The organism is Akkermansia sp. RCC_12PD (genome assembly GCF_036417355.1).
Classification (GTDB): Bacteria; Verrucomicrobiota; Verrucomicrobiia; order Verrucomicrobiales; family Akkermansiaceae; genus Akkermansia.
Map to the genome: position 1 here is coordinate 2,193,298 of NZ_CP143889.1, position 19,792 is coordinate 2,213,089.

Sequence of the window (19,792 nt, forward strand, 5' to 3'; positions counted from 1 at the left end):
TATGATCCTCCCCGTAAAGATATTGTCCGCATTGGCCGGATTGAGCCTCGCCGGGGGCGTTCATGCGCGCGTCTGGACGAATGACCGTGGTGCGACGGTCACAGCCGCGCTGGTGGCCGTCCGTGATGCGGAGGTGGACTTGAAGCTGAAGGACGGCCGGGTGGTCGCCGTGCCCAGGAACATCTTTTCCGGGGCCGATCAGGAATATATCCAGGAGTGGGTGAAGTCCGGAGGAACCTTGCCGGATACGGATGTCGGAAACGCTCTCGAAACGGGAAAAGGGGACGTGTCCTATACGCGTCTGGAGCCGAATTGGAATGCGGACTGGCCCCAGAGAGCGGGTCTGGCCGGCTTTCTGCTCGTGAAAACCGTTCAGGAGACGGACGACCTGAGCATTTATGAGACGGACCATTTCATTATTGAATCCCCCGGGCGGCTGGCCAAGCCGGAACAGGAGGCCCTTGCCCGGAGATTTGAATCCATTCTGCGAACTCTGGCGGCGGTCCCCCTGAATCTGACGGTGGCGCGCAAGCCCTCCCGCAAATATCTGGTCCGGGTGTGTTTCAGCGAGGAAGAGATGGAAAAGGTTCCCGGCCTCCGGAACGGCAGGCTCAAATTTTCCCCCACCAGTTTTACGGCTCTGCTTCTGCGGGACAAAAAGGGCAATCCGGTCAACCCGGATGCGGTGGATCCCCGTTTTGCCGTTACCCACTGGGTGATGCAGTCTCTGGATGTGGAGCACTGGCTGGTGGACGGTTTTTCCGCCTATATGGCGTTTCTTCCCAGGGAAAAAGATGAAACCGTCTTCCGGAAGGTTCCCGGAAGGCTGGCGGCCATGCTGCCACGCAGCCTGCGTGCGGGACGGGATTCCCTCCCGGCGCTGGAGGACCTGCTGGCGCGGGACTCCTCCCATTCCGCCTCCGGACATGACCAGACTCCAAAGGGAAAAGGCACGGAATACTGGGCCGATCTGCTGTGGACAGTTTATTGGTGCCATCTGGAAGGGGAGGGCAGGGCCGACAGGCTCAGGCGCTACCTCATGGCCTGGGATGCGGAAGAACAGGAAAAGGCCCGTGCCGTTCTGCTGGACGGCAAAAGTCCGGTGGAGGTGCAGAAGGACATGGCGGAAGCCTGGAAAAAGTTTGGCGTAAAGCTGAAATTTGCGCAGCCTTCCTCTCCCTAGAGGAAGGCGCAGGATTCTCCGGCCCGTTGAGGCGGTGCGGGAAGAAAATCCCTGCGGAGAATGGGCGGGGCGTTGTTCCGTTTAAATGGTTCCGTTGAGTTTTCTGCCTATCCAGAACAGGGAGAGCAGAACGAGCAGGGCGGCCAGTGTGTAGGGATGGCACCAGATCAGGATGCGTTTTTCCATGGGAGGCGGCACGGGCAGATCCTTGATTTCCCGGATAAGCTGCTGGATTTCTTCCGCTTTCACCATGCGGCCGCGCGTAATGGAAGTCATTTCCTCCATCAGAGCGGTATTGATGGGCTGTCCGATTTTTTCCAGCGTTTCATTCATGGTGATGACAGGCAGCATGACAGCTTTGTCAGGCTGGTCGGACGACGAAGCCGCCAGTATCCATTTGCCGGGACGGTTGATTTTGACGGAGGCGGTGAAGGAACCCCAGGTGTGGTCCATGTTTTCCATCTGGACCCGGCTCGTTGTGCCTTCCGGTGCGGTGATGTCCAGGAACACTTCTCCGTTCTGAAGGGGTGCGCCCTGCTTGTCAGATACCATTGCCGTGACGGTCAGGGTATCTCCCAGGCGCGGTCGTTCCGGGTTGGGAATCAATCGGATCCGTTCTCCGGCGGCCATGTTGCGCTGGTAGCTCATCCAGCGCGCCACCTGGCTCCAGAACCGGTAATGGTATTTGTCCTCCACCCCGCGCCGCCAGCGCCAGGCAGAATCCGTGCCCATGAACAGCACCTTCCCGTTTCCGTAGGACTGGGTGACGATCAGGGGTATGCGCCCGTAGGCATTCTTGTCTGCCGCGTGTACGGCCAGCACGGTGGTGCCCGCCTTGGGGCGTTCCACGGGTGCGTACCAGTTGAAGCCCGGCAGGTTGCGCCAGACCTCCTCGTTTTCACTCTCCGTGTCCGCCAGCATGGTCAGCAGGGAGCCGCGGCCTTCCGGCGTGAGAATGAGCGGGGACGGGCCTGCCTGGGTGGTGCCTTCCGGCTTGTTTGTGAGGAAGGTGACGGGAATCAGGTCTGCCAGCTCCGATTGAAGAAGTTCCATTTGCTTGCCCTGGTATCCGGGCAGGAAAACAATGCCGCTGGCCTGCTGTTCCACCATCCCCTTGAGCAGTTTGGCCTGTTCCGGAGTCAGCCCTTTGCTCCCCATGCCCACGTCGCCGATGAAGATGACGTCGTATTGGGCCAGTTCCTCCATTTTCTCCGGGAATTTGACCAGGTACCCGGGGCCTTCTCCCATCTCCTTCAGTCCGGGGTGGAATAGAAGGGTGTGGACGTCCACGCCCGGATCGCGGTACAGGGCGTTGCGGATGAAACGGTATTCCCAGCGCGGCAGCGTGTCGATCACCAGCACCTTGATGGACTCCCTGCGCCCGGCGATGCTGAAGGAGGAGGCGTTGTTGATACGCACCCGTTCCTGCGGCTGGATGGGAAGCTTGAGTTCCAGCGTTTCGGAACCTTCCTTTTCTATTTTCCACAGCACGGCGTCGGATACTTCCCCCTGCGCCGGGATGGTGACCGTTCGGGTGACGGCCTTTCCGGTGTCTTTGGAAGACAGGGTAAGGGTTGCCCTGACTTCCCTGCCCAGAGTGCTTTTAATCGTGAAGGGGATTTGCACCGTTTCCCCGATGATGCCGTAAGTGGGGGCTTTCACATCCTGGAGGGCCAGGTCCGGCAGGGGAACGGAGCTGCCGGCGGGGATGATGAACAGGGGGATGCCGCGCGAACGCATCCTCTGCGCCTGTGTCAGCACGGAGGAGGAAGCATTATGGCTGCCGTCCGTGAACATGACGACCGCGCGGAGGTTGTCGGAAGACTGCATGGCTTCCTCCAGCGGTTTGGCCAGATCCGTAGATGCCAGGGCGTAATCCTGGGAATCCGGGGCAGGCTGGACGCTGAACGGGGCATTTTCCACTACATGGGTTTCTTTCAGGGAATCCGTGCTATGGCCTTTGAGCAGTTCCCGGACATACGCAGAGCGGGCAACGACGTGCTGGGGGGTGATTTCCACGTCCTGGGTCTCCATGGAACCCGAACGGTCTTCCAGGATGGAGACCTTGGGCTTTTCCTTAGGCTCTGAAATGATGACCCATTCCGGCTGGAACAGCAGGAAGCATATGGCTCCCAGGATGACCAGGCGCAGTATTTCCAGTTTGAACGTCAGCGGGCGGGGATTGCGCTTGCAGGAAATGCGGCTCATCCATATTCCGGCCGCCATGACCAGAACGGCCGCGGCGACACTCAGGACGGTGGGTTGAAGGCTCAGGTTCATAGGCGGTTGGCGGGGATGGGGCGTTTGGCCGTGCGCTTGGGCAGGCAAAGGAGGGCTTCCAGAAGCAGGCACCCCAGGGCGATCAGCAGGAACAGCTTCCAGGCTTCCTGCACCAGGGAGGGATTTTCAACGCCGCCCTGCGTGGCACTGATGGCGGCGTCCGGCAGGAGGATGTGGATTTTTTCATCCGTGATCTGGTCAGGATTGTCTTCCGACCACGGCCGGTTGACGGCATAGGTCTGCGCACCGAGGCGGTAAACGCCGGCTGTGTCCACGGGAGAACCGGAGGGATGGGAGCCCTGCGCGTCGTCCATGCGCATGGGAACATCCGTAGCAGACTGGGGCAGGGCGGGATCATTCACGCGCAGGGAAATGGCGGAGGAAAAGCGTTCCGCGCCGCGGTCCGCCATGCGCTGGAGAAGGGGGAGCAGCAGGTGGCCGTCCGCCAGATTGGACCAGGAATATTTGGGCAGGGTGGTCAGGAACAGGGCGGAACCTGCTCCGGCCCTGACCTGGCCCAGGGCACAGGTGCCGTCGTCCCAGGAGGCCAGAACGCGGTATTTGCCTGCCAGGGGTTTCCGGCGGATGGCGCGGAGGCGGTTGGCGGGGATGGAAGTCTGATCCGTGCCGTCCCGGAGGAAGCCGCGCTGGCGGTCCCAGGATTCCACGCGGAAATACTCGTCGGCCGGGGCCATTTCCATCGCCCCCCAGGAGACACCCAGGAACTGGCGGCGCGTGCCGTGGGCCGTATCGTCCGGAAGGAAGAGAACCAGGCCGCCTTCTTCAATGAAAGTCTTGAGCTTCTCTTCCATGTCCGCCCGCGGGGGGGGGCCGTGCCAGATCACCAGGGCCTGGGAGGAAAGGTTGAGCTGTCCGGAACGCACGGTATTCGGCATGGTGGCCTTCCTTCCGGGAAGTCCCGGGGGGGCGGCCATCAAGGAGAGGATTTTGCCCGCTTCCCCGGAAGGTCCGTTGATCAGGATGTTTGCCAAGGGCTTGGGAGCGAAGGTGAAGAAGGAAATGTCGTCCCTGGAAAAATCGTCATGGGGCAGGGAAACGTAGCCGAAGCCGGATTCCTTGTCCTGCGGCAGGGGGATTTCCTTGCGGATGGTGGTTGTTTCCCCGGCCAGCTGGAGGGTAGAGGTAGTTACAGAGTTATTTACGGAAATGTTCACTGGAACTTCCTCCGGCTGGTTGGGATCGAAACCCTGCCGTAAAATCTCCATGTCCAGCACCAGCCTGCCGTTGTTGATCTGGGCCTGCGTGATTCTGATGCCTCGGTTGGTTTCCGGCCTGTCTCGCAGCGCCATGATACGGATAGAAGGAGGAATGGGAAGAGCCGCCAGCCTCTGGCGTACGCTGGACCATACCGGAGAATTGGGCCGCCAGGAGGACGATTGCATGTCTGAGGCAATCCAGATTTCCGTCTTTCCGGAGGCGGATTCCTCCAGATAGGGAATGGCCTTCTGGAGCAGGGAGGGGATGTCCGCTCCGCCGTCCGTCACTTTGCTGACGGTCAGGTCTGCCAGGGCGTCCGGTGCGGGAATCTGGGTAATGGTTTCAGTGGTGGAGTCAAGGAGGGACAGGCGGCAGCTTGACAGTTGGTCAAAGGTGGATTTCACCAGGGGCGGAACCGTGTCTCGCAGAGAATTGGTCTTGTCCGGCCGTGCATCCATGGAGGCGGAACGGTCCAGCACGAGGAGCACTTCATTCAGTCCGGAACTCCCCCAGCCAAAGAAGCTGCCGAGGAGGGGACGAGCAAACGCCGTCACAAGAGCCACCACGGCCAGCACGCGCAGGGCCAGAATCAGGTAATGCAGCAGCTTCTTGGTTCCACGGGTTTCCCTGGCCGCGCGAAGCAGGAATTCCATGGCCGCCCAGTGCACGGACCGGTGGCGCCAGCGGTTGACCAGATGGATGATGATGGGAATGGAGGCTGCGAAGAGAGTCCAGAGCAGCCACGGAGAGGTAAAGGACATAGGAGGATAGGGGAGTTACGGGTTGAGGAACGGGTTCAGGTAGAAGGAGGAGCCGGCAGCAGCTGGCGCAAGATGTGCAAAGTCATTTCTCCGGTGCTTTTGAAGGAATCCACCCCCAGAATTTCCATGTTGTCTCTGGAGGTGTGCCACCAGTTGCCGTCCTGGAAATCGTCAATCAGGTTCAGCGTATCCATGCCCAGTTCCATGAAGGGGACGTGGTCGTCGATGATGCCGTAGGCGGAGACTCCCCATTCCACAGGAGAATAGCCCAGTTCGCGAATGGCGAGGGAATAAACCCGGTACATGGACTGGGGCGTCATGGCCGGAATCCTGATCTTTTTACCCTGCCGGCCCACCATGTCCAGGTTCACCATCCACTCCGGCAGCGGTCTCGGCAGAGAGGACGCATAAAATTTGGAGCCGTACAGGCCGTCATCGCTGTCAATGTGCTGGGAAAAGCTTTCCTCTCCGTCGAAAAACACCAGTTCCAGCTGTCCGGCGCGTGTCGGATCCCGGGAAAGGATGCGGGCCGTTTCCAGAATGGCGGCTGCGGCGGAAGCTCCATCATTGGCTCCGGTAAAGTCGGGAATGCCCGTTTTGGTGTCAATATGGCAGGTCAGCAGTCCGCGGACCGGAGTCTTGAAATCCGGATTTTTCCCATAGCGGGCCCGCAGATTGACGAATTGGGTTTGTCCTTGCGGAGTAGGCGCTTCAAAAGCCTGTTCCACGCATTCCCAGCCATGCTTGGAAAGCTCCCTTTTCAGATAGTCCAGCTGCTTGCGGTAGCCGGGGGAAGACGGCCTTCTGTCTCCCATATCCGTAATCCGTGCGGCATGGTACATGCAATTACTGCCGAGGAAATTGTCTGTCTCCTGCAATTGGGCGGGTATGGTCTCCTGATGGGCTTCCCGAGTTTTTTCAGGATTGCCGCACTGCACCAGCAGAGCCGTCAAGAAAATGAGTCCAATGCGGGGCATCATGGAAGAAAAGGGGTGCGGGGTTATCAGGAACCAGCCCATTCATCCTGGCCCAGAAGTTCCAGGATACGGGTGAATTCGGACTTGCTGGAAAAAGTGATCTCGATGGAGCCTTTGCCTCCCTGTTCAGAAATGCTTACCGGTGTGCCGAACTGCTTGGCCAGCACCCCGGAAATTTTCTTGTACTGTGGTGAAGAGGGCTTCCTGGGAGGAGCCGGATCAGGCGGGTTGAGAATCTTCTGAATGGCCTTTTCCGTCTGGCGGACAGTGTAGCCTTTGTTTACGATGTCGCGGCCAAGCTGAATCTGCTGGTCCTGATTCTTCAGGGAAAGGAGCACTTTGGCATGTCCCACGCTGATGAAGGAATTGCCCAGCATGTCCTGGACGGCCCGCGGCAGGTCCAGAAGGCGCATGCTGTTGGCTACGGCCGCGCGGGATTTGCCCACCCGTTTGGCGATGTCTCCCTGCTTCATCTTGAATTCCGCCTTGAGGCGCATATAGCCGGCGGCCTCTTCCAGCGGACTCAGGTTTTCGCGCTGAAGGTTTTCAATCAGCGCCAGTTCCAGCACGTCCTTGTCCGTAGCCTTCCGGATGATGGCGGGTACGGTGGAAAGCCCCAGAATCCCGGAAGCGCGCCAGCGCCGTTCCCCGGCGATCAGCTCATACTTGTTGTCATCCGTTTTGCGGACGATCAGGGGCTGGATGATGCCGTGTTCCTTGATGGAATCCACCAGTTCAGCCAACTGCTCTGGCGTGAAAATGGCGCGCGGCTGGAGCGAACTGGGGATGATGGAGGCATGGGACAACTGATGCACGACGTCTCCCGCCTGGGGAGTTGCCAAGGATTCACGAGACAGATTTTGATTGATGAGGGCGTCAAAGCCTTTCCCCAGAGCCGGTTTTGCCATAACTGGAAAAAGACTATCATGATCCGCCTCCGTTTTCAACAGGGGATTTGTCTTCCGTGGCAGGAAATTCGGAAAGCGGCCGTCCGGTGTGCGTTTGAGTGGCAGACATTTGGAAAGTTCAGGATTCGGTAAACGGTTTGGAATGGATGAAAAGGTGTGCCTTTTTCCTCTATGCCGGATGGCGTAAACCCTGAATAAAATCATGAACCAACCGAGTGAAGAACAAAAACGGGCCGCCTTGGAAGCGGGAAGGGAAGGAATGAAAAAAGCCTACGAACGCAGCCGGGAAATGTCCCATCTTTCGTGGTGGGAACGCCTTCTGTGGATCATCCTGGCCGGGGCGGCCGCTGCGGCTTCCTGCCTCCTGTCCGGCTGCGGCCATTCCGTGAAACTGGGGCCGGAAGGAGCGGTCATCTGCAAGGATGGAAGCTGCCTGACGATGTCCCATGGCGGTTTAACCTTTACGCAGGCCGTTTCCGATAAAGACGTTCCGCCTGTTGTGCAGGCGAAAAACAAATAAGAAAACCGGCGGCCTTGTCCGGCGCAGTATATCATGAAGAATGCCATTGAACTGGCGGAGGCCTATTACCGTGCCGCGGGCAGGACGGTCCTGCACATGGAAGAGGATGGTCTCCGCCAGGACGTCTACATCCGCACGCGCTGCCTCGTGCTCCTGGCACGCCGGGTGGATTCATCCGCTCCCGTGGCGCAAATCCTGAACCTGCATTTCCGGTTCCCGCGCCGGCGGTGCGACGCCTGGCATCTCCACTTCCTGTCGGGCGATGCGAGCCTCCTTTTGCAACATGAACGGGAAATCCTTTCCCTGCCATGGATTCTGACCCAGCACGGAAAACGCGGGGATGGCCGCCTGGTGAAGCTGTCTTCCTCCCGCTTCTGCCGGCTTCTTAAAGCATGTGGAAATGCGGTTTGTCATTGAACAGGTTTCTTTCTGGAAGAACGTCGCAAAAGTAAAAATGGGAGAGATATCTATATTAAATCCCGGCAAGCTGCAGCTTGCCGGGATTTTCGCATCGAGAGAAATGTTTCGGGTGGTCTCTCTCGTGGACTGGCCGGAGGTACAAGGCAGGATTGCGGGTTTTCAAGCCACCCTCTCCGGTTTTTCTTTCCTCCGGCTTTATCCATGTTTAGTCCTCATGGTGTAGTGCTTTTATCAAGCAGAGCGCGGGCCATGTACGATTCGGTCAGCAGTTCTGCTCCGGTGAGCTTGGACGTGCCTACGTTGGCAACGGCTACATTGGCGGCCATGCGGGCAACATAGTCTTTCTGGTCATGCAGGCGAGTGTCAATGCCCGTGAAAAAAACTGGTTTGTCCGTGCAGGGCGTATTGCCGTCAAGAAGCGCCATGCTTAGTCCCGAGGCCATTGCCAGGCCATTCAACGTCTTGTCTTCACGTGCATAGGGAACAAGAGGACAGAGGCGCACCGCTTTGTCAAGTGCCCGTACAGCAGGAGAGGACATCAGGATGCACCCTCCTCCGAAGGGACCGTCAAGAGTGCTGTGAGTGCCATAATCCACTCCTTGCAGGATCAGGGTATTGAGAGTTGCGGGATTGAGCACCAGGGTATCGGCATCCAGCTTCAAGACATAGGGGGCTTCTGTTTCCCGGAGGCTGCGCCTGTATTCGGACAGCAATCCCCGCAAACAGGTGCGACCCCGCAAGTTGCCGCCCCGCTCCCAGTGGGTAGGGCGGTATTGAATTTGCGGATGGTTCTCCAGGTCCTGCTGCATGGAAGGAGGTATGGGGTGCCGGGCATCGTCGAGAATGGTGATTGGCGATGCGGTCCACGCCCGGCGAGCTGCGGTTACGGCATAGGGCAATGTGTGGGCATTGCCCGCATAAGTAACGATATGAATATGGAGTAAGTGAGCCATAGGGATTATTGAGTGGTGACGATTCTGTTGGAGAGCACGAGATTGCCGTCTTTTAATCCGGAAAACTTGATTGTATCCATGAATTCTATGGGTGACGGTGATGATATGACACAGCGCGATGTGTTGATGCGCATCTCGTTGTCTGTAATGCTTACATATGTTGTACCCCATCTTCCATACTCCAGAGCAGGGGTTGTGATATTCACACACGTACCTACCTCGACCGTGCTTTCAGGGGTGGTAAGATAGAGTACGCCCACACCTGCCGTAATTCGGACGGCTGTTGCATGAATGTTGTCTTCACCAAACCAATATCCGTTTTGACTGACAAAACGGTTTGAAGCTACGCCATAATTGGGGACTTCTACATATCCGGATACGACAAGGAGCGAATTGCCGACGGAGACATCCAGCACATCGCCAACCTGAACATGTGGCCCATTATCCGTGGTGGAGGCAGTAAGCACCGGATTGCCCGATTCATCGCGGATATTGACCTGTCCTCGATAATGGGAGAGATCGGCACTTCCCGACGAAGAAAGCGTATTGCCAGCCATTGTAAGGTTGGAACCTAGGGAAATCATCCCTTTTGATCCTCCGATGGAACTGACGGCGTACTGTGCAATATTGTCGGCGGTGAGGGTTGTTTTGATTTTATTTTCCAGAACGGCGACACGGGCTTTCAATGTGGATATATCGCTCTTGTCATTCCATTTTTCTCTTTCTTCCATTGTAATATGGGCAGTGGCATTTTTGGCATGGTCATTAAGACCTTCCTGTGTTGCCACGGGAATTCCGCTGATAGTAATGCTGTTGTTCATGGTTTGATTTTAGTTGTGTGGAAATTGGAGAACATCAGCGCCGTCCCAGTCTTGAGGAAGAATTTGCATGATCAGTATTTGAAAACATGCATCATCCAGGGTATTTTTCATTCTTACACGAAAGTCAGACGATATCAGTTGTCTCAGAAAATTTTTTGTTATTTTCTTTAGAGTCAATGGCTCTGTCTGGATCAATCATGTTTATGTTTAAGAGTTCCTGTTGTTTGCCTGATGAAACGGGAATGTCTGTTTCCATTCCGATAAAAGGTTGGAGCCATGTAGAAAAAATATCATCCTGCCTGCTGCGTTAAGGCTGTATGGTATCATTGGCAGGTATTGCATGGCATTTTTTGTGGTGTTCGGCTTGGTGTCCATGTGAAAAAAAGTGAGTTGTTACCAACAGGAAAAGATTCATCACTGACTTGCAATAGTGGTGAAGAAGCATCCTTCTGGGAATGCATCAAGGTAGTTAAAGACGGGTTTATTCAGCTCCGACGCTTCACGCAGGATGATATTTCCCAGGAACAGGCAGAAAATTTCAATGAAGTGGTAGCCCGAGTTGCCGTTTTATCCGACGAATGGAAGGCGCTTCAAGTCTGGGCATATCTGGACCGGGTCATCAGCTCACCTGGACAGGAAGGAGAAACATTTCCGGAATCCAGGGATGCAGTTGCTCTGACCGTGGAAGCAGCCAACGTCCAGGGAGGATGGAGACTTTTCATCAGTCAGGATGATGCGGAGTTCATGATCATGGACGGGGCGGCAGTGGCGTTGTCCAACCACTTCACAACAATAAATGACAAGAAATAATCATGAATAGCCTTAATACAGTAAACGGAGTTCTGGTGGCGGCACAGAGTGACTTTGCCGGCCATGTAGAAGATAAGATGATCCATCTTGCGGAGGAGGAACGTACCGCTTGGAATGAAGCTGCTGCTATTCCGGAGGCCTCCAATACTTTCACCGGTGACAATATACATTCCGGGACTGAAACGTTCGATAGTATCGTTAACATTAATCATGATATAATAACCAATGGTAAATCTCTTAATTTATTCCTGTACCAACAGGCTTTATTATAAGGGATTTTCAAGCGAATAGAAATACAACGCTGGAGGATGTCGGCACGATGGGGGAAGTTATACAGTATAATTGCACCGGAAGTAAGCTGGCCAATACAACCACAATGAATGGGTGGAGCTCGATACCTTCACAATCTGTTGCAGATACTAGTGATGTATCTTTTTTCGCCTATAGCTCAAGATTCTCGTGGCAAACGGTACCATTTATAGCAATTTGTCTGTGCTACTCCGCGGAATCAACACTCCCGGCATGTTTTTATTTTTGTTGGGCGAGGGAGAAGGCAGTGACGAGGTGGTAGCGGACGTGTTAAGAAAATATTTTGTTAAAACTTTAACAATTAAAGATATACCGATAAGGTTGGCGTTTGTTGTCGTTACAGAAGATGGGAGACTTCGCGTCACGACGAGTGTAGAGGAGTACTATTTTCCATCAGCGCTTTATCACCTGTTTTTCGTATGTACCCATCATCCAAGAATAAAAATCGCTTTATCACTGATGGATAAAGACGGCTTCGGCAAAGACTACATGGAGACCTCGTCTGAATACGCAGGATTGCCGCCCAAGGTGTTCGACCTAGGGAATTGTTCGTACGTATCCCGGTTTGTTGGATACGCAACCTTGAAACAAGAGACCTTTGCCGGTAGCCTGATTCCGCTCATTTTACCCTTAAGAATCAACAGTAGTTACCTGATTAACAATTTAATTTCAAAAAATTCATGAAAAAAATAAAAATTCGGAAGAACATGAATATCAGTGAAAAACAAGCAGTCCTCAGAGGAAAGCAGGGCATGAAGAATGCCTATGAAAAAAACAAAACAAAAATTGGTCTGAAATGGTGGGAACGCCTTCTGTGACTAAGCTTGGCGAGGGTGTCTACAGGTGGACCAGAAATACTGATGCATGTCCATCTTTTTCTACTCCTGCGGTCTCAACATAACATTTTTCCACATTGATATGGGGCTGTATTCCTTTCTGCAAGAAAAAGCAAACCCCTCAAGTTGTAAACTTGAGGGGTTTATAATGGAGCCGCTTGTCGGATTTGAACCGACGACCGTCCGCTTACAAGGCGGGTGCTCTACCACTGAGCTAAAGCGGCGCAATGAATGGATGCGCACATGTCTACAGAAGATGTCCCTCCCTGGCAAGCCGAAAATGGGCGGCAGAGGGAGCCTTCCGTATTTTAAACGTGTCAGGCGTCAAACAGGGAGCCCTGCTCCAGGGGCGGTTCCGCGGATGAATCCGGGGCAGGGCGAGCCTGATCCTGAGGCCGGGGCTTTTCTACCGGAGCAGATACGTTTTCCGCAGGCTCCGGCACGCCGGCAGGTGCGGATGGTTCCTCTTCCGCGGTTTCGTTGCCGGCTTTTGCCGCAGGCATGATGCGGGAAACGCGTTCCACCGGATGCTTGGTGATGATGTTGCCCTGGGCGCCGCGGTTCTTGATCCGCATGTCCGCAAAATGGAAAGGTCTGATCAGGTTGCGGAGTTTCAAGACGGCTTTCAGATAAACGTTCACACTGATTTGTTCACTGTCCTGCTCCGTTTCATGCACGGAAAAGTGGAAGATGCGCGTTCCCTTCGTTCCGCGTGTCAGGGGATATTCCTTGTCTCTGGTGAACCCGCCTATCCGGAAGCGCTTGGCATAAACGGGGCCGTCTTTTCCATCCCGGTAAATCAGGTTGAAGACAGGGTCGTCACCCTTTTTGATGATGGAAATATAGAGGGGGTTCTTTCCGGCGAAGAATTTGTCCTGAATGCGCACGATTTTCAGGACGCCTGCATTGTCTACAATCAGGACGTCGTCCAGCGTGGAGCACTTGCACACGGGATTTCCCTTCTTGACGCCGAAACCGGCAAAACCTTCTTCGTCAATATACAATGTTTCATTGGCCACGGCTACCTGGGCCCGGTTCACGGAGCCGAAGGAGGAGATTTCCGTCTTCCGGGGATAGGCCGCTCCGTATTTTTTGCGGAGGGATTCAAACCAGCGGATAGTGAATCTGGTAAGCTGGTTAAGGTTTTTCTGCGTCTGGTCGATGTCGGCCTCCAGCTGCTGAATGTGCTGGTCGGCCTTGAAGGCGTCGAATTTGGAGATGCGCTTGATTTTGATTTCCGTCAGCCGGATCAGGTCGTCCCTGGTAATGGGACTGCGCAGTTTCCTGGCGAAGGGCCGGAGTTCCCTGTCAATGGTATCCAGCACTTTCTCCCATGTCTCACAGTCCTCAATAGTCAGGTAAATGCGGTTTTCAATAAAAATCTTTTCCAGACTGGCCTGATGCCATGCCGCATTAAGTTCCTGAAGGCGTATTTCCTGTTCCTGCCGCAGTGTTTCCTTGGTAGCATCCGTGTTGTAGCGCAGGATATCGCTGATGCGCATGAACCGGGGCTTGTCTTCCACAATGACGCACGCATTGGGAGAGACGCTGACCTCACACGCGGAGAAAGCGAACAGCGCCTTTTTGGTCTGTTCCGGATCAACTCCGGCGGGCAGGTGAATCAGAATATCCACATGCTGGGCCGTATTGTCTTCAATGCGGGCTATTTTGATTTTCCCCTTTTCCGCGGCGGAAACGATGCTGTCAATCAGGATTTCCGTGGTGACGCCGAACGGGATTTCCGTGATGCGGAGAAGTTTTTTTGATTCTGTAAGAATGCGTGCCCGTATCCGTACCCGGCCCGTGCCGCGCTCCCCGTCGCGGTAATTGGTGGCGTCCATGATTCCCCCCGTGGGAAAATCCGGCAGAAGTTGGAATTCCTGTCCCCGCAGGTGGGCGATGGAAGCGTCAATCAATTCGTTGAAATTGTGGGGCAGAATTTTGCTGGAAAGGCCCACGGCAATACCTTCCGCACCCTGCGCGAGCAGAAGAGGGAATTTGACGGGCAGGCTCACGGGTTCCTTGTTTCTGCCGTCATAGGAAAGCTGCCATTCCGTGACCTTGGGGCTGAACACCACGTCGCGGGCAAAGGGCGTGAACCGGGCTTCAATGTACCGGGAAGCCGCCGCAGGGTCTCCCGTCAGAATGTTTCCCCAGTTTCCCTGGGTGTCGATGAGCAGGTTCTTCTGGCCCAGGCCTACCAGGGCGTCCGCGATGGACCTGTCCCCGTGCGGGTGGAATTTCATCGTATCGCCGACGATGTTGGCCACTTTGTTGTAGCGCCCGTCATCCAGCCGGTCCATGGCATGCAGGATGCGGCGCTGGACGGGTTTGAATCCGTCATTGATTTTTGGCACGGCCCGTTCCAGAATAACGTAGGAGGCGTAATCCAGAAAGTAGTCGGCATACATGCCTTCCACGGACTGGCTCGCTGGTGCGATGTGGGCGGGTTGAGTCACGGCGAGGAATATTAAAGGATTTGTCCTGGAGGGGCAAGTGCGATCTCCGTAAAGAAAAATAACCGGCCTTCCTGAAAGAAGGGCCGGTTATCGGTAGGATTAAATTGATGTAAAAGTTCAGGCTGATTTGGATGTAATCTTGTTCCTGAGGTCGTCTGCTTCAGCGCGGAGGGATTCAAGCTTGGCGGTTTGAGCTTCAAGTTCAGCTATTTCTTCCAGAACGGCTGCCAAGCGGCGCAAATCTGCAGGCTGTGCGGAAGAGAGGGGCTGGCTCTTGGCAACAGGAGCATTTTTGGTGCCGGGTTTGCGGCCTCTCTTCACCTTGGAGGCTTTAATCCAGCTGGAGATAGTGACCGTGCTGATGCCGAATTTTGCGGCGGCTTCCTTTTGGGCACCTCTTTTATTTTGCGTTTTCCGTTCGGCGATAAAATCAAGAACGGCCTGCTTTTCCTCAGGCGTATAACGCCTACGGTTTTTTGTATTGTTGGAGTTCATGGTATGACGAGTGGCATATATTTAATAAATGCAGCCTTTGCGATCAAGGAAAAATAATATGTTTTTTGACATAATTTAAAAGACTGTTTGAAAAATTAAAGGATGATGTACGATTCAATCATGGTTTTCACATTTCCAGCCTTGTTTGTAACTAAAAAAATTAATGGTTCTTAATGTATCCATGAAAAAAATCTTGTTGATTGCACGGTTTTTCCCGGGCGGATATTTTTGGTCCGCTTCATGGTTTGTCGGCCCTGGAGAACCCGTGCATCCATGCTTCCGGAGGGCGTTTCAATGAATGTAACGGGGGGCGTTGGTTACGGATTTTGAGGTTGCAGGGCCAGGGCGGATCATGTAAATTCAACCCAATCTCTCAGTATTTCCATTCCAATTATGACTGATCAGCCCGAATCTCAGCCGTCTCCTCAGGCGCCCATGCGCCGCCGTTTGGTGACGGCCGCACCTGCAGCACAACCCAAAGTGAAATTCGCATCTCCCGCTGCGGAAGGCGTGGAAGTGGCCAAGCCGCGTTTTCTGACTCCGGAATTGCAGGCCAAACTGGCCCGGGAGCAGGAAGAAGCTGCGCGCCGTGCCGCGGAGCAGGCGGAAGCGGACAGGATAGCTGCGGAAAAAGTCGCTGCTGAACAGGAGGCCGCACGTATTGCCGCAGAAAAAGAAGCTGCCAGAATGGCAGCGGAAAAGGAAGCCGCCAGAGTCAAGGCGGAGCAGGAGGCTGCAGAGGCCGCGCGTATGGCAGCGGAAAAGGAGGCTGCCCGTTTGGCGGCGGAAGAGGAACGGGCCACGCTGGCAGCTGAACAGGCAAAACAGGAAGAAGCTTCCAAGCCCCTGGCTGATCTTTCGGTGGATGCCCAGATACAGGATGCCCTTGCAAAGGTGGCGGAAGCCCAGAAGGCCCTTGCAGAAGCCCAGGCTGTGGCTTTGGCTCAGGCTGCCGGAGCGGCAAAGCCTAATATGGGAGTTACGGAATCCCGGGAGTCTGCCCCGGTCCCGGCAGCCGGAAGCGTTCCCAAACTGAAAGTTTTAAAAACACCTTCCGCCTCCGTTGAAACGTCGGAGACGCCCGCACCCGCCGCTCCGGATGCGGGAGCTCTTCCCAAGCTGAAGGTTTTAAAATCATCCGTGGCCTCTCCTCCGGCTTCTTCCGCCGTGGCCGCTCCGGCCTCTCGTCCGGTTCCGGCGGCGTCCGCGGCGCCTTCTCCCGGGACGCCCCTGCCGGGAGGAGGCATGCAGCCCCCTGCCGAAGGAGAAAACGCCAGGGAAATGGCTGCCTCCGTGGACAAGTCCAAATCCCTGCTTCGCGGGATCGTCTACGGCGTGTGCGCCCTGGTTCTGATGGCTGGCGGCGTGGGGATTTACGCCTGGCAGACCAACGCCAAGAAGGATCAGGTAGAAGGTGAAAACGCCCAGTTGAACAAATTGGTGATGGAAGGCGCCAAGCTGGGGCGCAGCCGCCTGTTTGACTCCAGGAACCTCGGACGCGTGCCGGATGTGAAAGTCGTTCCCAATGAAGAGGACGCCGCACTGCTTCTGGATAACGTGAGAGGCGTGAAGGGGCACCGGGACAACTGGCCCGGTGCGGCGCATCTGGTTTCCATCATGGCCCAGATGGATGACAACATTGCTCGGCAGGTGGTCGGGGACATGAAGAAAAACGTCCGCGACTACAGCAAGGAGAAATACGCCATGATGGTGACGCTGCTGGCCAAGTCCTCCAGCCCGGTCATGCGCGAGTTGCTCAAGGATTTGTACGACTCCATCAGCGACAGCAAGAACAAGAAGGTGCAGGACAAGCAGGCCGTGGTGCTCCAGTACATGCGCTTTTCCATGAAGCTGGACGACCTGGATGACGTCATGAAAATTCTGCAGCAGAAAAACGTTTCTTCAGACTTGGTCTCTTCCGCATTCCGTACGGCGCGCTATCTTATTGACGAGGCTCCGGAAGCCAAGCGCGTCGGGCTCTCCTCCAAGCTGCTGCGGTACCAGCAGGGCATGCCGGAGGAAAATCTCAAGATCCTTTACAGGCTTCTTGCCCGTACCGGAGACCCCAAGGTGCTGGACATGATGGAAAAAAGCTACAAGGAGGACCCCAAGAAGGCTCTGGTCATTGTCACGGCCTGGGGGGACTGGAATACGGACGATGCCGTTCCCTATCTGTTCCGGGCATGGAAGGATGAGTCCCTGCACTCCCGCGTGCGCTCCCAGGCGCATGACTCCATTCTCCGCGTGCTGTCCGTGGACCGTGATCGCGACGACAACGCCACCATCAAGTTGTTCGAACCCCTGATTGCGGACGCCAAGACGAGCGATCGCCGCCGTTTCCTGGTTTCCGCGTTTAAGAGGCTGAGCAACAGGCCTTATGTCATTCGGCTGCTCGGCCGCATCAAACAGACGGCGGAAGAAAACAGCAATAAACTGGATTCCCGGCTGCGCTCTGCGGAAGAAGCCCTGATGAAGGCGGAGGCCAAATACAAGAATAATCCCAACGATGCGGCGGCCAAGGCTGATTATGAAGCCAAGAATAACGCGGCTAATGATTTGGCCAATGAAAAGGCCGGTGAGGACAATGTCATTGCAGATGTAGAAAAGGCTCTGGAGAAAATCAAGAAGACGCCCGCTCCCGTCAAGCGCGCCGGCAAGGCGAAGGACGACGATGACGAGTCTTCCGTAATCAAGACAATGTAGATCCAGTTTAAGACTGGTTTGGGAACCGGAAGGAAGCCTCCTTCCGGTTCTTTTTTTCTCTTTTCCCGTGATTTGTTTCAGGAAACTCTTGTGAAAATTGCCCGTCGCGTGCCCGTTCCGTTTTTCTTCCGTCTGAGGCAGCCTGGAATCCGGAAATAAAGCTTGGACAGGGGCCGCTTTTCCTGTTCGTCCAGAGTGATGACGTTTGTTGCGGCTGGCGATGGGCAACCCCGGAAAAACCGGGTGTTCCGCGGAAGAAGACGGGAATTGTTTTTACAGAAAGCACCGGGGTTACATCAGCAATCCCGCCTGATAGACGACGGTAGCCGCCACAAAGCCCATCAGCGTGAGCCCAGTGAATTGAGCCAGGGCGAACCACCAGGTGCCGGCTTCGCGCTTGGCAACGGTTACGGTTCCTATGCAGGGCAGGGCAATCAGGCAGAAAATCATGATGCTGATGCCCTGCAGCGGGGTATAGCTGGCTTTCAGCCGGGCGTTCAGGGTTTGCTGGGCTTCCGCACCGGAATCTCCGTCCTGCACGGCGTAGAGAATCCCCATTTGCGTGACGAAAATCTCCTTGGCCGCGAAGGCTCCCAAAAGTGCGGAATTCACTTTCCAGTCAAATCCCGCCACCCTGGTGACGGGTTCCATCCAGTGGCCTATTTGTCCGGCATAGGAATGCTCCATGGCTGCGGCCGCATTTTCCACAGTCCCCTCTTCCGGCCTGGGATATGTATTCAGGAACCACAGGATGATGGAAGCCCCGAGAATGAAGGTGCCCGCTTTCCTTACGTACATGAAGGCGCGCGACCACATGAGCAGGCCTACTTTCCGCAGGGAGGGGATGCGCAGCTTTTTCAAGCGATGGGGTGAGTCCCTCTGCACGGTCTTGAAAAAGGTGTTTTTCAGTAGCCGGGCGCATAAAAGGGCCAGCAGGATGCCGGCGGCATAAATTCCAAATAGGACAGTGGCCTGCAGATGGGAAGGAAAGAGGGCGGAAACGAACATCATGTAGATGGGAAGCCGTCCCGCGCAGCTCATCATGGGAAGTATGGCGATGGTGACAAGGCGGTCATTGCGCCCCTCAATTCTTCTGGTGGAGAGAATGGCGGGAACCGAACATCCGAACCCAAGCAAAAGGGGGGCGAAGCTGCTGCCGTTCAGCCCCATGATTTTCATGATGCGGCTCATGAGGCGCGAGACCCTCATCATGTAGCCGCTGTTTTCCAGCACCGTAATGGCGCCGAACAGAAGAACCACATTGGGCAGGAAGGCCAGGACGCCGCCCACGCCTCCTACGACACCCTCTCCCAGCAGGGACTGCAAACCGGGCCACGGTTCCAGCAAGCGGCAGGCCCAGATGCTGAACATCTGTGTTCCCGTTTGGACCAGCCTGACGAGAGGGTCGCCGATGGCAAAGCTCAAAAAGAAAATGAGATAAACGAGGCCCAGGAAAATGAGCGCCCCCCATACCTTGTGCATCAGTATGGCGTCCAGTCTTGCTCTCCACATGTTGTCCCGGACGTCTTCCTCCCCTTCCATAAATTACGGGGGTAACTTAGAGCCTCCTAAGTTGACAGGCAAGCATAAAAATCCGGAACGGAGTCGGACACTGGGACGGCGGCAGGCAATTCCGCAGGAATCAGCGGCGTGTGGCGCCAGCCAGCCCCTGGATGAAAAGAACGGCCGCCGTACAACAAAAGATGATGGTAGGCAGCCACTGCAGCATGTACAGAGGGTCCGTAGAGTCATTGCCGTAGGAAGGGAAGATAAAGGCAAGAACCAGGCAGGCCGTGGACAGCAGCCACGCCATCCAAGATGCGGCGGGGACGGTTCTGCCCGTTTTTCCGGCGGGCAATTGCTTGAGGATTTCTTCAACAGGCCTTCGCGTGTCCGGGTTTCGGTCGGAAGCGGGCGGAACGTTTTTTCTTTTGACGGGAGGCAGCGGAGCCGTCTTTTTTGCCGGGAGTTCCGGCCCCGACAGGGAAGCGGAAGTGGGGGCTTCCCCGAAGGGAAGCCCCGTTTTTACGTAAATCAACGCTCCACATGAGGCACAGTGCATGCCGGTTTTCGCGTCCAGATCGTCCGGGTGGGCGTATCCGTGCCCGCACAGGGCGCATGTAGCGGATTCTTTCATGA

18 protein-coding genes and 1 tRNA gene are annotated in these 19,792 nt (G+C 55.6%); 7 read left to right on the plus strand and 12 right to left on the minus strand.

The window, feature by feature from the left end; translation table 11 throughout:
* Window position 1: 1 nt before the first annotated feature.
* Window positions 2-1,183 (plus strand): hypothetical protein, encoded by a 1,182-nt coding sequence (locus V3C20_RS09275; RefSeq protein WP_161981407.1) that lies wholly within the window; start codon window positions 2-4, stop codon window positions 1,181-1,183.
* 81 nt (window positions 1,184-1,264) lie between these two features.
* On the opposite strand, the gene V3C20_RS09280 is transcribed toward V3C20_RS09275, so the two are convergent.
* Genes V3C20_RS09280 through V3C20_RS09295 form a run of 4 tightly spaced genes read right to left on the minus strand, consistent with a single transcriptional unit; the run spans window position 1,265 to window position 7,327 of the window.
* Window positions 1,265-3,463, minus strand: coding sequence for a glutamine amidotransferase (locus V3C20_RS09280; RefSeq protein ID WP_130084551.1), 2,199 nt, complete (start codon window positions 3,461-3,463; stop codon window positions 1,265-1,267).
* Entirely contained in the window at window positions 3,460-5,442 is a 1,983-nt protein-coding gene (locus tag V3C20_RS09285) for a BatA domain-containing protein (protein WP_130084550.1), read from the minus strand. Before V3C20_RS09285 ends, V3C20_RS09280 begins: the two co-directional genes overlap by 4 nt.
* Window positions 5,443-5,477: 35 nt before the next feature.
* Window positions 5,478-6,422 (minus strand): M28 family peptidase, encoded by a 945-nt coding sequence (locus V3C20_RS09290; protein ID WP_161981406.1) that lies wholly within the window; start codon window positions 6,420-6,422, stop codon window positions 5,478-5,480.
* A 23-nt stretch (window positions 6,423-6,445) separates the two neighbouring features.
* Window positions 6,446-7,327, minus strand: a complete 882-nt coding sequence (locus tag V3C20_RS09295; RefSeq protein WP_161981405.1) for a ParB/RepB/Spo0J family partition protein — start codon at window positions 7,325-7,327, stop codon at window positions 6,446-6,448.
* A 202-nt stretch (window positions 7,328-7,529) separates the two neighbouring features.
* Between V3C20_RS09295 and V3C20_RS09300 the strand changes: the two genes are divergently transcribed.
* Window positions 7,530-7,847, plus strand: coding sequence for a hypothetical protein (locus V3C20_RS09300; RefSeq protein ID WP_130084547.1), 318 nt, complete (start codon window positions 7,530-7,532; stop codon window positions 7,845-7,847).
* A gap of 33 nt (window positions 7,848-7,880) precedes the next feature.
* Complete coding sequence (locus V3C20_RS09305) at window positions 7,881-8,264, plus strand: hypothetical protein (RefSeq protein ID WP_130084546.1); 384 nt, start codon at window positions 7,881-7,883, stop codon at window positions 8,262-8,264.
* 215 nt (window positions 8,265-8,479) lie between these two features.
* Here V3C20_RS09305 and V3C20_RS09310 read toward each other — a convergent pair whose 3' ends face one another.
* From V3C20_RS09310 to V3C20_RS09320, 3 genes are all read right to left on the minus strand, one after another.
* The gene (locus V3C20_RS09310; protein WP_130084545.1) at window positions 8,480-9,220 is read right to left on the minus strand and encodes a hypothetical protein; all 741 of its coding nucleotides are present in this window, start codon (window positions 9,218-9,220) and stop codon (window positions 8,480-8,482) included.
* 5 nt (window positions 9,221-9,225) lie between these two features.
* Entirely contained in the window at window positions 9,226-10,041 is an 816-nt protein-coding gene (locus tag V3C20_RS09315) for a hypothetical protein (RefSeq protein ID WP_130084544.1), read from the minus strand.
* A 124-nt stretch (window positions 10,042-10,165) separates the two neighbouring features.
* Window positions 10,166-10,297, minus strand: coding sequence for a hypothetical protein (locus tag V3C20_RS09320; RefSeq protein WP_275124803.1), 132 nt, complete (start codon window positions 10,295-10,297; stop codon window positions 10,166-10,168).
* Between the two features lie 119 nt (window positions 10,298-10,416).
* On the opposite strand from V3C20_RS09320, the gene V3C20_RS09325 reads away from it, so the two are divergent.
* From V3C20_RS09325 to V3C20_RS09335, 3 genes are all read left to right on the plus strand, one after another.
* Window positions 10,417-10,851, plus strand: a complete 435-nt coding sequence (locus V3C20_RS09325; RefSeq protein ID WP_130084543.1) for a hypothetical protein — start codon at window positions 10,417-10,419, stop codon at window positions 10,849-10,851.
* A 2-nt stretch (window positions 10,852-10,853) separates the two neighbouring features.
* A complete protein-coding gene (locus V3C20_RS09330) occupies window positions 10,854-11,123 on the plus strand; it encodes a hypothetical protein (RefSeq protein WP_130084542.1) in 270 nt (89 codons plus the stop codon).
* Window positions 11,124-11,310: 187 nt separating this feature from the next.
* Window positions 11,311-11,844: a hypothetical protein gene (locus tag V3C20_RS09335; protein ID WP_130084541.1), complete on the plus strand. Its 534-nt coding sequence runs from the start codon at window positions 11,311-11,313 to the stop codon at window positions 11,842-11,844.
* Window positions 11,845-12,145: 301 nt separating this feature from the next.
* On the opposite strand, the gene V3C20_RS09340 is transcribed toward V3C20_RS09335, so the two are convergent.
* The 3 genes from V3C20_RS09340 to V3C20_RS09350 all read right to left on the minus strand — a co-directional run bounded on the left by V3C20_RS09340 (window position 12,146) and on the right by V3C20_RS09350 (window position 14,950).
* Window positions 12,146-12,220 (minus strand) — tRNA-Thr (locus V3C20_RS09340).
* A 93-nt stretch (window positions 12,221-12,313) separates the two neighbouring features.
* On the minus strand, window positions 12,314-14,455 hold the full coding sequence (locus V3C20_RS09345) for a DNA gyrase/topoisomerase IV subunit A (RefSeq protein WP_238623856.1): 2,142 nt from the start codon (window positions 14,453-14,455) through the stop codon (window positions 12,314-12,316).
* A gap of 117 nt (window positions 14,456-14,572) precedes the next feature.
* The gene (locus V3C20_RS09350; protein WP_130084540.1) at window positions 14,573-14,950 is read right to left on the minus strand and encodes a hypothetical protein; all 378 of its coding nucleotides are present in this window, start codon (window positions 14,948-14,950) and stop codon (window positions 14,573-14,575) included.
* 393 nt (window positions 14,951-15,343) lie between these two features.
* Between V3C20_RS09350 and V3C20_RS09355 the strand changes: the two genes are divergently transcribed.
* Complete coding sequence (locus tag V3C20_RS09355) at window positions 15,344-17,653, plus strand: hypothetical protein (RefSeq protein ID WP_130084539.1); 2,310 nt, start codon at window positions 15,344-15,346, stop codon at window positions 17,651-17,653.
* A gap of 291 nt (window positions 17,654-17,944) precedes the next feature.
* Here V3C20_RS09355 and V3C20_RS09360 read toward each other — a convergent pair whose 3' ends face one another.
* Window positions 17,945-19,165, minus strand: coding sequence for a ferrous iron transporter B (locus V3C20_RS09360; RefSeq protein ID WP_161981404.1), 1,221 nt, complete (start codon window positions 19,163-19,165; stop codon window positions 17,945-17,947).
* A 130-nt stretch (window positions 19,166-19,295) separates the two neighbouring features.
* Entirely contained in the window at window positions 19,296-19,790 is a 495-nt protein-coding gene (locus V3C20_RS09365) for a hypothetical protein (protein ID WP_130084537.1), read from the minus strand.
* Window positions 19,791-19,792: the final 2 nt, after the last annotated feature.